General features: G+C 65.7%; 15 protein-coding genes. 9 read left to right on the top strand and 6 right to left on the bottom strand.

Translation table 11 applies throughout. From position 1 onward, the window contains the following. Window positions 1–10: 10 nt before the first annotated feature. The 4 genes from ABUA28_RS08440 to ABUA28_RS08425 all read left to right on the top strand — a co-directional run bounded on the left by ABUA28_RS08440 (window position 11) and on the right by ABUA28_RS08425 (window position 2,903). Window positions 11–439, top strand: coding sequence for an HIT family protein (locus tag ABUA28_RS08440; RefSeq protein ID WP_349903601.1), 429 nt, complete (start codon window positions 11–13; stop codon window positions 437–439). Between the two features lie 29 nt (window positions 440–468). Next, window positions 469–1,518, top strand: a complete 1,050-nt coding sequence (locus ABUA28_RS08435; protein WP_349903600.1) for a lipoate--protein ligase family protein — start codon at window positions 469–471, stop codon at window positions 1,516–1,518. 31 nt (window positions 1,519–1,549) lie between these two features. Next, the gene (locus tag ABUA28_RS08430) at window positions 1,550–1,837 is read left to right on the top strand and encodes a hypothetical protein (RefSeq protein ID WP_349903599.1); all 288 of its coding nucleotides are present in this window, start codon (window positions 1,550–1,552) and stop codon (window positions 1,835–1,837) included. A 199-nt stretch (window positions 1,838–2,036) separates the two neighbouring features. Next, on the top strand, window positions 2,037–2,903 hold the full coding sequence (locus tag ABUA28_RS08425; protein ID WP_349903598.1) for a DNA-methyltransferase: 867 nt from the start codon (window positions 2,037–2,039) through the stop codon (window positions 2,901–2,903). Between the two features lie 25 nt (window positions 2,904–2,928). On the opposite strand, the gene ABUA28_RS08420 is transcribed toward ABUA28_RS08425, so the two are convergent. Next, window positions 2,929–3,324: a RidA family protein gene (locus tag ABUA28_RS08420; RefSeq protein ID WP_349903597.1), complete on the bottom strand. Its 396-nt coding sequence runs from the start codon at window positions 3,322–3,324 to the stop codon at window positions 2,929–2,931. Window positions 3,325–3,427: 103 nt separating this feature from the next. On the opposite strand from ABUA28_RS08420, the gene ABUA28_RS08415 reads away from it, so the two are divergent. After that, a complete protein-coding gene (locus tag ABUA28_RS08415) occupies window positions 3,428–3,808 on the top strand; it encodes a Fe-S oxidoreductase (protein WP_349903596.1) in 381 nt (126 codons plus the stop codon). A gap of 120 nt (window positions 3,809–3,928) precedes the next feature. Then, window positions 3,929–5,263 (top strand): MFS transporter, encoded by a 1,335-nt coding sequence (locus ABUA28_RS08410; protein WP_349903595.1) that lies wholly within the window; start codon window positions 3,929–3,931, stop codon window positions 5,261–5,263. Between the two features lie 12 nt (window positions 5,264–5,275). Here ABUA28_RS08410 and ABUA28_RS08405 read toward each other — a convergent pair whose 3' ends face one another. The 4 genes from ABUA28_RS08405 to pgm all read right to left on the bottom strand — a co-directional run bounded on the left by ABUA28_RS08405 (window position 5,276) and on the right by pgm (window position 10,785). Further along, on the bottom strand, window positions 5,276–6,346 hold the full coding sequence (locus ABUA28_RS08405) for a LacI family DNA-binding transcriptional regulator (RefSeq protein ID WP_349903594.1): 1,071 nt from the start codon (window positions 6,344–6,346) through the stop codon (window positions 5,276–5,278). Window positions 6,347–6,476: 130 nt separating this feature from the next. Then, window positions 6,477–7,505 (bottom strand): LacI family DNA-binding transcriptional regulator, encoded by a 1,029-nt coding sequence (locus ABUA28_RS08400; protein ID WP_349903593.1) that lies wholly within the window; start codon window positions 7,503–7,505, stop codon window positions 6,477–6,479. Window positions 7,506–7,538: 33 nt separating this feature from the next. Then, complete coding sequence (locus tag ABUA28_RS08395) at window positions 7,539–8,987, bottom strand: GH1 family beta-glucosidase (protein ID WP_407075432.1); 1,449 nt, start codon at window positions 8,985–8,987, stop codon at window positions 7,539–7,541. Between the two features lie 160 nt (window positions 8,988–9,147). Then, the gene (pgm, locus tag ABUA28_RS08390; protein WP_349903592.1) at window positions 9,148–10,785 is read right to left on the bottom strand and encodes a phosphoglucomutase (alpha-D-glucose-1,6-bisphosphate-dependent); all 1,638 of its coding nucleotides are present in this window, start codon (window positions 10,783–10,785) and stop codon (window positions 9,148–9,150) included. Between the two features lie 173 nt (window positions 10,786–10,958). Between pgm and pheA the strand changes: the two genes are divergently transcribed. Genes pheA through ABUA28_RS08375 form a run of 3 tightly spaced genes read left to right on the top strand, consistent with a single transcriptional unit; the run spans window position 10,959 to window position 12,627 of the window. Further along, window positions 10,959–11,912 (top strand): prephenate dehydratase, encoded by a 954-nt coding sequence (gene pheA / locus ABUA28_RS08385; protein WP_349903591.1) that lies wholly within the window; start codon window positions 10,959–10,961, stop codon window positions 11,910–11,912. Continuing rightward, entirely contained in the window at window positions 11,912–12,373 is a 462-nt protein-coding gene (locus tag ABUA28_RS08380) for a hypothetical protein (RefSeq protein WP_349903590.1), read from the top strand. Before pheA ends, ABUA28_RS08380 begins: the two co-directional genes overlap by 1 nt. Before the next feature lie 2 nt (window positions 12,374–12,375). Continuing rightward, window positions 12,376–12,627, top strand: a complete 252-nt coding sequence (locus tag ABUA28_RS08375) for a hypothetical protein (protein WP_349903589.1) — start codon at window positions 12,376–12,378, stop codon at window positions 12,625–12,627. 238 nt (window positions 12,628–12,865) lie between these two features. Here the strand turns inward: ABUA28_RS08375 and ABUA28_RS08370 are convergent, their stop codons facing one another. Beyond that, window positions 12,866–13,831 (bottom strand): diacylglycerol/lipid kinase family protein, encoded by a 966-nt coding sequence (locus ABUA28_RS08370; RefSeq protein ID WP_349903588.1) that lies wholly within the window; start codon window positions 13,829–13,831, stop codon window positions 12,866–12,868. Window positions 13,832–13,836: the final 5 nt, after the last annotated feature.

Genomic DNA, 13,836 nt, shown 5'->3' with positions numbered 1-13,836 from the left:
CCGCGCATCCATGGCCAGCATCTTCACCGACATCATCGAGGGGCGCGCGCCTGCCCGCATGATCTGGACGGATGACCGTGCGGTCGCCTTCCTCACCATCGAACCGAGGCAGCCGGGCCACACGCTCGTGGTGCCGCGACTCGAGGTCGACCGCTGGCTCGATCTGCCGGAGGAGCTCGTGGCACACCTCATGTCCGTCGCACGCCAGATCGGCCTCGCCCAGCGCGAGGAGTGGCAATCGGATCGCGCGGGGCTGATGATCGAGGGGTACATGGTGCCGCACGTGCATGTGCACGTCTGGCCGTCGTGGTCGCCGTTCGAGTTCCACCCGAGCGGTATCGACCGGGGCGCTGTGCCCGCCGCGCTCGATGAGGCGGCCGTGCGCCTGCGTGCTCGCCTTCGCCTGCGGGGCCATGGAGACACCGTCCCGGCGGAATAAGCTGGGGAAAAGGAACTGAGGGAGCACCCATGCATGGTGAATACAAGGTGCCAGGCGGCAAGCTCGTGGTGGTCGACCTCGAGATCGCGGATGGCAGGATCGCGGACTTTCGTCTCGCGGGTGACTTCTTCCTCGAGCCCGACAGTGCGCTCGAGTCCATCAATGCGGCGGTCAACGGTCTGCCGGAGGACGCGGATGCCGTGACGATCGCGGCCGCGGTGCGCGGTGCGCTCCCCGAGGGCGCGACCCTGCTCGGCTTCTCTGCGGAGGCGGTCGCCGTCGCGGTGCGACGCTCGCTCGCCCACGCGACGAGCTGGCGGGACTATGACTGGCAAATCATCCACGGCGAAGCCTACGAACCCTTGCTGCAGATGGCGCTCGACCAAGTGCTTGCCGAGGAGGTCGGTGCGGGGCGTCGCAAGCCGACGTTGCGCATCTGGGAATGGGACAAGCCGGGGGTCGTGATCGGCAGCTTCCAGTCGGTGAAGAACGAAGTCGACATGGACAACGCCAAGAAATACGGCTTCCAGGTGACCAGGCGCATCAGCGGTGGCGGTGCGATGTTCATGGAGGCGGGCTCGGTCATCACCTATTCGATCTACGCGCCGAGCGATCTCGTGCACGGAATGACCTTTGCAGACTCCTACGCGTTCCTGGACGAGTGGGTCATCACCGCGCTCAAGTCTCTCGGCATCGAAGCGTTCTACCAGCCGCTCAACGACATCACGAGCGCCAAGGGCAAGATCGGCGGTGCAGCGCAGAAGCGTCTCGGCACCGGTGCCGTGCTGCACCACGTGACCATGAGCTACGACATGGACGGCGACAAGATGGTCGAGGTGCTGCGGATCGGCCGCGAGAAGATGAGCGACAAGGGCACCAAGAGCGCGAACAAGCGTGTCGACCCGCTGCGCAGCCAGACCGGCCTCAGCCGAGCGGAGATCATCGACAAGATGAAGGCCACGTTCGTCGGACTCTACGGAGCGACGGATGGCGAGGTGACGCCGGACGAGCTGGCGAAGGCACGCCAGCTCGTGGACGAGAAGTTCGCCACCGAGGAGTGGCTGTACCGCGTTCCCTGACGGCAGGTGATCCACCGGTTAGGCTTAAGCGATGGAATGGTGGGTCTTCGGCGCAATCGTGCTCGGTATTGCTGCGTTCGGCTACCTGCTGCAGCGACTTCGCCTCATCGATCTCTCCGGCGCCACGGGCAGGAAGAGTTCGGGCCACGGTGGCGGCCTCATGGGCATCGGCGACGAGGTGTTCGCGCCAGCCAGGTATGAGGCCTCTCTGGAACAGGACCGACAGACGAGGCTTCCCGCGCCGGCGCCCCTCGCGGGCGATGGTGACAAGGGCATCTTCAACGGCAAGGTCACGATAGACGTCTCCGACCGCCGCTAGTCAACCCGCCCGCGTGTCCATCCCGCGCAACGGTCGTCGGACACCGAGCCGAAGGCGGGGCGTGGTGGGCCTCTATGCGCGCTGGAGCTATGAGGAGCGCGGAGCGGTCCTGCGACGCCAGCGCCGACTGAGCCTGCGAAGTCGGTTCAGCCTTCGGCTCGATGTCCGCCGACAACTCACGGGATGCGACAATGGCACCATGCCCACCGCCTGGTCGCCCACCGGAGCCGACCTGGTCATCCACGGCGACAACCTCGACGTGATCGCCGCTCTCCCCGAAGGCGCGTTTACTCTCATCTACCTCGACCCGCCGTTCAATACCGGCCGCAGCCAGGCGCGACAGTCCACGACGAGCGTGCGCAGTGCATCCGGAACCATCAAGGGGTTCAAGGGTGAGCTGTACGAGCGCATCCGCGGCGACCTGATGAGTTACGACGACCAGTTCGAGGACTACTGGTCGTTCCTTGAACCGCGTCTTGCCGAGGCCTGGCGCCTGCTCGCCGATGACGGCACGCTCTACCTGCATCTCGACTACCGTGAGGCTCACTACGCCAAGGTGCTGCTCGACGCCCTGTTCGGGCGGGAGAGTTTTCTCAACGAGATCATCTGGGCCTACGACTACGGTGGCAAATCGAAGAGCAGGTGGCCGGCGAAGCACGACACGATCCTCGTCTACGTGAAGAACCCGAGCTCCTATTACTTCAACTCGGATGAGGTGGATCGCGAGCCGTACATGGCTCCGGGCCTCGTCACGCCCGAGAAGGCGGCGCGCGGCAAGCTGCCGACGGATGTCTGGTGGCACACGATCGTCTCGCCGACCGGCAAGGAGAAGACCGGCTATCCCACGCAGAAGCCGCAGGGCATCCTGCGCCGCATCGTGCAGGCGTCCAGCCGAGAGGGTGACTGGGTGCTCGACTTCTTCGCGGGCTCGGGCACGACCGGGGTGGTCGCGGCCGCGCTCGGCCGCCGCTTCGTGCTCGTCGACCAGAGTCCGGATGCCGTGGCCGTCATCCAGAAGCGTCTCGCGACCGCGCGCGTCGACTTCGCCCTCGTCCCCGGCGCCTGAGGTAGCGGGCGGATCGAGGCGCGCGTCAGTCGACGACCGCGATCGCCTCGACCTCGAGCCGGATCCAGTCGAACACGAGGCCACTGACCTGCACTGCCGAGCTGGCCGGCGGATGCGCGGTGTTCACGAACCTGTCCCGCACCTCCCGTACTGCGGGGAAGTCGGCCATGTCGATCATGAAGAAGGTGAGCTTGACGACGTCTTCGAATGCCGCCCCCACGGCTGTGAGCGCGGTGGAGAGGTTCGCGAAGACCTGCTCGGTCTGGAGTCTCGTGTCGCTGCCGCCGACGATCTCGCCCTCCGGGGAGAGTGCCACCTGGCCCGAGAGGTAGATGGTTCTGCGGCCCGTCGACTCAGCGACGTGACTGTATCCGTGGGGCGTGTGAAGCGCCTGCGGGTTGAGGAAGCGTGCTGCTGACATTGCTCTCCGATCGACAGTGGTGCGGGGAGGTGCTGCTGCCCTCATCGTATACAGGACGCTCCGGCGCACGGCGAACCGGCTACTTCGTTACGGTGGAGAGATCATGTCTGTCTTCCGCGCGACCAAGGCCGTTCTGCTCGACTCCCCGATCAGCCGGGTCGGCTACGGCTATGCCACGGCCGTCGGTCTGGCCTGGGGTTTCATCTGGAGCACGGGCCACATCGAGCGCCGCAATGGTCTCGTCGTCTTTCGCGGGATGCCGAAGTGGACCTTTGGGCGCGGCGGCTCCTGCGTCGGCGGGGTGTATCTCACCGACGACAACGTCACGGATGACGTGCTCGAGCACGAGGCGGTGCACAGGAAGCAGTGGTCCCGCTACGGCATGCTCATGCCGGTGCTGTACTTCTTCGCCGGCCGCGATCCTCTGAAGAACCGCTTCGAGATCGAGGCGGGCCTGACCAAGGGTGGCTACGTCCGCGACTGACACCCACTGCTGGCCGCCAGACCTCACGACACGAAGGTGGGGAGGGCCATTGAGAAATGTAATGTTAGTTATAGCTTGGATAATGGCGTCGAATGTGACAGCTCGATCTATCCTTAACTAATGGCTCCTGACTCTGCGGTAGATGACACCGCAACGGCGCCTATCCCCGTGCTTCTGAAGCCGCCGCGGTGGCGCGACACCTTCAGTTCCCTGCGCATCCACAACTATCGGCTCTACGTGATGTCGCAGTCGATCTCGAACACCTCGGTGTGGATGCAGCGCATCGCGATCGACTGGCTCGTGTTCGAACTCACGGGCAGTGTGACGGCGGTCGGCATCACCGCCGGCCTGCAGTTCGGGCCGATGCTGCTCTTCGGCCCCTTCGGCGGCGTCATCACTGACCGGTTCAAGAAGCGCCCGACGCTCGTCACGACCCAGAGCGTGGCGGTGGTTCTCTGCGGAGTGCTCGCGGCCCTCGTCTTCACGGGGATCGTGCAGGTGTGGCAGGTCTACCTCACCGCGTGCCTCCTCGGCTTCGTGGATGTCGTGGACCAGCCAGCGAAGAAGGTCTTCGTCAACGAGATGGTCGGCCAGCGCCACCTCAGCAACGCCATCAGCGTGAACGCCTCCATCTGGCACCTCGGCGGTCTCGTCGGGCCGGCGATCAGCGGCGTCATGCTCGCGCTCGTCGGCGCGGGCTGGGCCATCGGCATCAACTCGCTCGCCGGATGTTTCGTCATCGCCGCACTCCTCGCGATGCGCAAGTCCGAACTGCTGCCCTCGCTCGTGGTCGAGCACGCCAAGGGCCAGATCCGCGAGGCGCTGCGCTACATACGCTCGAAGCCGTCGATCTTCTGGCCCATGGTCATGCTCGCCTTCGTCTATACCTTCGGTATGAACCTGCCCGTGCTGCTCGTGGCGTTCGCCGACAGTGTGTTCGGTTCAGGCGCGGCGGGCTACGGACTCTACAGCTCGGCGGCCGCGGTCGGTGCGCTCGTCGGTGCGATCGCATCCACCCGGAGGATCACCTTCCGGCTCCGCTTCATCGTGTTTGCGGCAGGGCTGTTCGGCTTGACGCTCATTCTCACCGGACTCGCTCCAGTGCTGAGCGTCTTCCTCGTCGTGCTGGCGAGCATCGGATTCATGCGAATGCTGTTCTCGACCACGGCAGAGGCGATCGTGCAGCTCTCGTCCAACCGCATCATCCGGGGCCGCGTCATGGCGCTGTACTCGATGATCGCCGTCGGTGGCCAGGCGCTCGGAAGCCCGGTCATGGGATGGCTGGCCGAGGTCTTCGGTGCACGCGCAGCAATGGTGGTCTCTGGTGCAGTCCCGTGCCTGGCCGCGATCGTCGTCGCCGTGCTGCTCGCGCGATCGGGCGGACTCTCCCTGCGGTTCCGGCTGCGCAGGCACTCGAGGCTCATGAGCATCGAGCCGCGCGGCCAGATCGGCTAGACAGACTGTCGGCTAGGCCGAGTCCCGCACCACGAGTGTCGTAGCGATCATGGCGTGCTTGTCCACCGGCCTGCCTTCGATGATGTCGAGGAGCATTTCGGCGATCTTCGCACCGTGCAGGCCTGTCGGTTGCTCCATTGTGGTCAGCGGAGGCTCGGCGTTGATCGCGAACTGGTCGTTGTCGACCGTCGTGATTCCGACGTCGCCAGGAACGCTCAGTCCGGCGTCGCGGAGCACGGTGAGGGCTCCCGATGCCATCTGCGACGACGCGATGAAGATTCCGTCAAAGGGCTGCTCGTGCTTCAGCAGGCGGCGCATCGCATACACCCCGCCCACCGGGCTGAAGTCGGCGGACTCGATCGGCCCGGGCTCGAGGCCAGCCGCGGCCAGCGCAGCCTCCCAGCCTGCGACACGATCGGCGCTCGTCACCATGTTCTGCGGCCCGGCGATCGTGGCGACACGGGTGTGACCGCGTTCGATAAGGTGCCTTGTGGCCGCGGCCGCCGCGCCCACGTTGTCGATGTCGACGTAGTACGCGTCGTCACTCTCGATCCCGGTTGGACGACCGGCGAAGACCACGGGTACCGACTCGCCGAGCTTCAGATATGAACTGTCGTCGGAACGGTGCGAGATCACCAGTACGCCGTCCACGTGCTCGCTGTGGAGGTGGCGCAGGATCTTGTCGGATTCGGTGGGCGAGCCGACCAGGAGGTTCAGCACGTAGTCCGTGTCGTCGAGAAATGCCGCGGCGCCCTGGATGATGGAGGCGAAGTAGGGGTCGGCGAAGAATTTGCCCGTGGTCTCCGGGATGAGGAGAGCGATGGAATGGCTGCGGCGACCCGATCCGCTGCTTCCGTGTTGGGGAGCGTAGCCGAGGTCCGCAGCCGCGGAGATGACACGGTCAACGAGATCGGCCGGAACGTCTCCAGAGGCATCGAGCACCTGCGCCACGGTGGACCGCGAGACTCCAGCACGCTCAGCCACCATTTCGAATGTCACGGCGGAATCGACCACCGATCCTGTCGCGTCGATGGATCCGGGGTTCGCGCGTGACTTGCCGCCCGCTCGAAATAGTCTTGGCATGTTGGTGGTCGTTCTCCTCGGTCACGCGTCGTCGTCGTTTAATAGAGGTTAGCCAGAGCATCGCGTTTGGAACAGCCTTGGCCTGCCCCCATTGCGCGTGTCCCGCGACGGTGACACAACGACCGCGCGCTCAGGCGGAGTCGCGGATGACGAGCCTGGTCTCCAGCAGGTGGACCCGGTCGACGTTCTCGCCTCGCAGCAGACCGAGCATCACCTCGGCCATCTTTTCGCCCATCTCGTACGACGGCTGGTGCACGGTCGTGAGCTGGATCGGGCCGGCTACGGCTGCGGGGCTGTCATCGAAGCCGACGACAGCGATATCCGCAGGGACGGCAATGCGGCGCTCGGCGAGCACTCCGAGCGCTCCGGCGGCCATCAGGTCACTCGCGACGAAGACGCCGTCGGTATCCGGATATGCTTCCAGCAGTTCCCGCATCGCGCGCGCTCCGCTCATGAGCGAGAAGTCACCGTTGGCGATTCGATCGGCGGGCAACCCGGCATCCGCGAGTGCCTTCTTCCAACCCGTGGTGCGGTCGATCCCAGCTGGCATGTCCGTCGGGCCGGCGATCATGCCGATGCGCGTCCGGTTGAGGTCGATGAGCCGCTGGACCCCGACGGTGGCAGCAGTGACATTGTCCACGTCGACGTAGTAGCTCTGGGTCGCCGTGGGGTCGAGCGGACGACCGCCGAAGACAACCGGGAGGGTGGCGCTGAGCGTGGTGAGGAAGTCGTCACCGACGTGGTGGGAGATGACGAACGCGCCGTCCACGTTTCCGCCCAGAAGATAGCGTGTCGTCTTGGGGGACGGGCGCGATGGGTGTGCCAGCTGCAGGTTGAGCACGTAGTCGCTGTCTTCGAGGCCATTCGCGATGCCCTGCACGACCGCGGAGAAGTATGGATCGCCGAAGAAGCGGGAGGTGTCTTCCGGAACGACGAGTGCGATCGCCATGGTCTGGCTGTTCGCGAGCGACCTGGCCGCGCGATTGGGCACGTAGTTCAGGAGTTCAATGGCGTCCTGCACGGCGGCCAGGACATCCTCACTGACCTGGCTCGACCCGTTCACCACGCGCGACACGGTCGACCGTGAGACCCCGGCTGCCGCCGCGACCTCTTCGAGCGTGGGGGCGGAACGCCGCCCTGTCTGCTTCACGGTGGTCATGGGACTGTGGGCTCCGCTTCGAAAGCGTGCCGGTCAGAGCTTCCTGGCCGCGATGATGCGCTCATACTCGATGGCGCTGTCCTTGGGAGTTCTCTGCTGTGTCTTGTAATCCACGTGCAGCAGTCCGAAGCGCTTGTCATAGCCCCACGCCCACTCGAAGTTGTCCATCAGTGACCAATAGAAGTATCCCTTGACCTGGATGCCCTCATCGATCGCATCGAGGATCGCATCGAGATGCAGCTTCAGGAATTCCGTGCGGTCGGCGTCGTGCACCCGTCCGTCGGATTCGACTATATCGTTGTATGCCGCGCCATTCTCCGTGACGTAGAGCTTCACGGTGTCGCCGGTGTAATCGTCGTGGATGCGGCGAAGCAGCCGGGTGAGTCCCTCCGGCTGGACCTCCCAGTCCATCGCCGTCATGGGCAGGCCGCGCGGGTGCCAGTAGATGCCCTCTGCCGCGGGGAACGGCGAGCGCTTCGGGCGCTCGCTCGGCGCCGCGGTCGAGGTCTGATGCTCGACCGGGTGCACGCTCACCGCCTCGCCGTGGTAGTAGTTCACGCCGAGCACGTCGATGGGTGCGGAGATCGTCTCCAGGTCGCCTGGCCTGATGTATTTCTCGAAGCCGTACTGTGCGACATCCTCGAGCAGGTCCTCGGGATAGGTGCCGCGGAAGATCGGGTCGGTGAAGACCCGGTTGAACTGTCCGTCGATGCGCCTGGCCGCATCCACGTCACCCTCGTCATTCGGGTCGACCGGGTCGGCCACCGTGAGGTTGAGAGTGATGCCGAGTTCGAGCGAGGAGTTTCTCGAGCGCAACTCGGTGATTGTCTGGCCGTGCGCGAGCAGCAGGTGGTGCGCCGCGGCGAGGCCTGCCTCCGGGTCCTGGCGGCCGGGGGCGTGCTCGCCGCCCGTGTAGCCGAGGAACGATGCGCACCACGGTTCGTTGAGTGTGGTCCAGGCGTCGACTCGATCGCCGAGACGATCGTGCACGTCAAGGGCGTACTCGACGAAGCGGGATGCGGTGTCGCGGTTAGCCCAGCCGCCCTTCTCCTCGAGCGCCTGGGGCAGGTCCCAGTGATAGAGGGTCAGCCACGGCTTGATGCCTTTGGCGAGGAGCTCGTCGACGAGCTTCGAGTAGAAGTCGAGCCCCTTCTGGTTGGCCGGGCCGCCATCCGGTCGCACGCGCGACCAGGACGTGGAGAAGCGATAGGTCTGGAGTCCCATGTTCGCTATGGTCTCGACGTCTTCTGCGTAGCGGTGGTAGTGGTCGCAGGCCACATCGCCGTTCTCGCGACCCACGACCGCTCCGGGGATGCGGCAGAAGGCGTCCCAGATCGAATCCGTGCGGCCGTCTTCGTGGGCTGCGCCTTCGATCTGGTAGGCGGCTGTCGCGACGCCGAACAAGAAATCCTTGGGGAAGTCGCGCTCGGTGCCGGCCGTGCGCGGGGAGGCGAGTGCGCTGCCCTCAGTCAGTGTGGTCACCCTTGTACCGCTCCTTGCGTAGATCCGGCTCGGAGCCGCGTGCTCGCGACGACGAAGTGGAAAATCAATAACGGGAGCACAAGGAGCGCTCCCACAGCACGACACACTAGCCGAAGAAGCGGCCCGTGTGCAGCGGGACTACATCAATCCGGAAACTATTTCAGGCGCCGAGGGCCTCGTCCACGATGGTTTTTGCCTCCGCCTGCACTCGCGCGAGGTGCTCTGCGCCGAGGAAGGACTCCGCGTAGATCTTGTACACGTCCTCGGTGCCGCTCGGTCGCGCGGCGAACCAGGCGTGGTCCGCGACGACCTTCACGCCGCCGACCGCGGCGCCATTGCCCGGTGCCTCGCTGAGCTTTGCGGTGATCGGTTCACCCGCGAGCTCGGTCGCGGTGATCGCGGAGCCGTTGAGCTTGCCGAGGGCTGCCTTCTGCGCCTTGCTGGCCGGGGCATCCACTCGCTGGTAGGCGGGATCGCCGAACTCGGCGACCAGTTCTGCGTAGAGCTGCGACGGCGTCTTGCCCGTGACAGCGAGGATCTCGCTCGCGAGCAGGGCGAGCAGGATGCCGTCTTTGTCGGTCGTCCAGACCGTGCCGTCCTTGCGCAGGAAGCTGGCTCCGGCGCTCTCCTCGCCGCCGAACGCGACCGAGCCGTCGATGAGCCCGGGGACGAACCACTTGAAGCCGACCGGCACCTCCCAGAGGCGTCGGCCGAGCGAGACTGCGACCCGGTCGATCATGCTGCTGGAGACGAGCGTCTTGCCGACCGCGGCATCCGCTCGCCACTGCGGCCTGTGGGTATAGAGATACTGGATGGCCACGGCGAGGTAGTGGTTGGGGTTCAGCAGGCCGCCGTCCGGCGTGACGATGCCGTGCCTGTCAGCATCCGCGTCATTGCCGGTGAGCAGGTCGTAGTCGTGCTGGTGCGTCAGGACGGAGACCATGGCCGACGGCGAAGACGGGTCCATGCGGATCTTCCCGTCCCAGTCGAGGGTCATGAACCCCCACTGCGGATCCACCAGCGGGTTCACCACGGTGAGGTCGAGCCCGTAGCGCTCGGCGATGAGTTCCCAGTAGTGCACGCTTGCCCCACCGAGCGGATCCGCACCGATGTGCACGCCGGCCTTCTTGATCGCGGCGACGTCGATGATGTCGGCCAGGTCATCCACATAGTTGCCGCGGAAGTCGTAGGTCTCGACCGCACTCGGCTGCGCCCGCAGCACGTCCCGGTTGCCACCCGCGATGATCTCGTTGGCGCGGTTCGCGATCCAGGAGGTTGCATCGCTGTCGGCCGGGCCTCCGTGAGGAGGGTTGTACTTGAAGCCGCCGTCGCGGGGCGGGTTGTGGCTCGGCGTGATGATGATGCCGTCGGCCTGCCCACCGCTGGTTGAGCCTGTCGAAACCCCGGCCGCGTTGTATTTCAGGATCGCGTGGCTGAGCGCCGGGGTCGGAACGAAGTCGCCGAACTCGTCCACGAGCATCCGCACCTTGTTGCCCGTGAGCACTTCGAGCGCGGTGGTCTCGGCGGGCTGGGAGAGCGCGTGGGTGTCGCGCCCGATGAAGAGCGGGCCGGTGATGCCCTGGCTCGCGCGGTACTCGACGATGGCCTGGGTGATGGCGGCGATGTGTGTCTCGTTGAAGGCGCGGTCGAGCGATGAGCCGCGGTGGCCGGAAGTGCCGAAGACGACCTTCTGTTCCGGAATGCGCACGTCGGGCGTGAGCTCGTAGTAGGCGTGAAGCAGCGCCTCGATGTCGACGAGGTCGGAAGCCTGGGCTGGTTTTCCTGCGCGATCATTCATCGCTCCAGTCTTTCACCCGTCTCCCCTCCCAAATGAAGGCATTTCGGATGTTGGGAGCGGTTTTGCAGGCAACGGAGACCGTCGCGGATGAAATGCCTTCATTTGGGAGGGGGGAGGGAGGGCGGGAGGGCGGAGCTTTCGGGACGGACGGGGCGGTGGCCTAAAGTTGGGACATGCCAGACGAGCCGAACCCCGCGGAGACCTACAGCTACCTGGGCCCCGCTGGCACCTTTACCGAGGCGGCGCTCGCTCAGGTCCCGGAGGCCGCGGGCAAGACCTGGCGTTCGGTCAACAACGTGGGCGAGGCGCTCGACGATGTGGTGTCGGGGCGCAGCGTTGCAGCGATGATCGCGATCGAGAACTCGGTCGAGGGCGGCGTGAGCGCGACCCAGGATGCCCTGGCGAACATCCCGAATCTGCGCATCATCGGCGAATACTTGGTGCCGGTGAACTTCGTTCTGGTCGCGCGGCCGGGCACGGCACTGGCCGACGTGAAGGTCATCAACGCGCATCCGGTCGCCTACGCCCAGTGTCACCTCTGGCTCGACGCGACCCTGCCGGAGCACGGGCACATCCCGGCGAGCTCGAACGTCGCGGCAGCCGCGTCGCTCTTCGGAGCGTCACCGGCGGACGCGGCCATCGCACCGCCCGGCATCACCGCGCACCACGATCTCGTCGTGCTGGCTGAGAACATCGGCGACAACCCGCACGCCGTCACCCGCTTCGTGCTCGTGAGCCACACCGTTCCTACGCCGCCGGCGACGGGCGCGGACAAGACCAGCATCATCGCCGAACTTCCGGATGACCGCGCCGGCGGCCTGCTCGACATGCTCGAGCAGTTCGCCACCCGCGGCATCAACATGAGCCTGCTGGAGTCGAGGCCGATCGGCGACAACCTCGGCCGCTACCGCTTCGTCATCGACCTCGACGGACACATCCTCGAGGAGCGGGTGGCGGATGCCCTGCTCGGCCTGCGCAGGTTCAGTCCGAACGTGACCTTCCTGGGCTCGTATCCCCGTGCCGACCGCACCACTGTCGTGTTCGATCAGCGCTATCGCGACGAGGTGTTCACCGAGGCGCGGGACTGGCTGCGCGGGCTCATCTCGGGAGAGCCGGGAGTCGAGTGATGACGGAGCAGCCCACTTTCGATCCCCGATTCGACCCCGCCTTCCAGCGCGGCTACGTGCCGCCGGCGGTTGCACCGGTGATACCGGCCGCTCCCATCCCGACAGTCTCCATCGATGAGCCGGATGCCGATGACGGCGAACCGGATGCCACTGCCGAGTCGCAGCAGGAGGAGGCGATTGCGCCGGAATTCGCTCAGCGTCGCGGGATCAATCCTTACCTCGTCATCCTGTGGGTGGTCGGTGTGATTCTTCTTCTGGGAGGGGCTGTGCTCCTCTTTGTGAGCTACCTCCAATTGCTGGCAGGGTATTCGACAGGACCTTCGCAGAGCTCTGCAGCGCAAATCCTGTATCTCTTCGGCAACGTGTTCGGGGTGCCTGCCATTACCGTCGGCCTGATCACGATCGTCGGCCTGATCTTCTTTTCGGCCTGGCGCTCGTCGCGACGACAGGGTGGGACCTGATCGTGAACCGCTACGAAAAGGCCCTGCTATGGATTGCCGCAGTCCTGTTGCTCTCCGCATGGGCGCTGTTTTCCGATGTCAACCAGCCTCAGGGCGGTTGGGTCGAGGGAGAGATTCCCTGGAAAGTGCTGTTCTGGCAGTTCCGGCAGCTCGTCGCCCCGCCACTCGCCCTGGTGGGACTAGCCTCCGCCGTCGGTATCCTCTTCCTCCGGGCGGTGCGCTGGGAGAAGGCTCCTTCAAGGCCGGTCGAGTAGCGAGGGACGAGAGTATCGAGCGCCGTACTGAGCCTGTCGAAGTGGCCCACACGGGGTCACGTGCAGGAAGGTCTCGATGCGGCTGCTCCTTCGTCAAACCGACTTCGCTCCCCACCGGCACGGCCGCCCGATGCTGGCGCATCGTTCGGAACCGGCGGCGTGGGCCCAGCTCAGTCGGCGCTGGCGTCGCGGGATCGCTCCGCGCTCCTCATAGCTCCAGCGCGCTACTCGACCCGCCTTAGGGAACCTTCACGGTGAGCGCACCCGCATCCACCCAGGTGCGCACCGACTGCGCCTCGCCGAACTCGTCGCCGTCGAGCTGGAACTCCTGCGGTTCGCTCACAGAGATGCGCAGCGACCGTGCCTGGAAGTAGGTGACATCCTTGACGTCCTTCGACAGGTCGATGATCTTGCGCCCGACCGCGGACTTCCGCAGCACGCCGTTCTCCCAAGTGACCTTGTTCCAGACGCGTAGCCAGCCGAACCTTCCCTGGGGCCGCAGCGCTGCGATGTCGAGCAGGCCGTCATCCGGTTTCGCGTCCGGGATGAGCAGGATACCGCCGGGCAGCGCGCCGCAGTTGCCGATCAGTATCGTGTGCACGCTGAGCTGCTTCTCCGTGCCGTCGTCGACGCTGTAGCGCAGGCGAATCGGCTTCAGGCTCGGGATGGCGCGCACGCCCGCGTCGACGTAGGCCAGCCAGCCGACGGCCTTCTTGAGTTTCGAGTCTGTCATGGCGATCATCTTTGCGTCGAGGCCGAGCCCCGCCATCACGAGGAAGACGTTCTCCTCGACGGTGCCATCCGGCCGCGTGATCTCCGCGAGGCCGAGGTCGATGCGCCGGTCGTCCCCGGTGAACGCCGTGAGAACCGAGTGCTCGACGCTGTTCAGCGGCAGGTCGAGGTTGCGAGCGAGCAGGTTGCCCGTGCCTGAGGGGAGCAAGGCGATCGGAACGCCGCTGTCGCGCAGGGCCTCGGCGACCGCGCGTACGGTGCCGTCACCGCCGGCAGCGATCACGACGTCGGCTCCGGCTGCGAGCGCCTTCCTGGTGCCGCCCTGGCCCCAGTCGTCTTCGCTCGTCTCGAACCAGTGCGTCTTTCCCCAGCCAGCGGATGACTCAGCGCGCGAGACAACCTTCTTCAGCTTCTTCATGTCGACCTTGATCGGGTTGTACACGATCGCGGCTCGCCGCTCGGACGTCGTCACCCAGC

Origin of the sequence: Parafrigoribacterium humi, from assembly GCF_040227205.1 — a bacterium.
Lineage (GTDB): Bacteria > Actinomycetota > Actinomycetes > Actinomycetales > Microbacteriaceae > Parafrigoribacterium_A > Parafrigoribacterium_A humi.
This window is presented reverse-complemented; position numbering and strand designations above follow the sequence as displayed.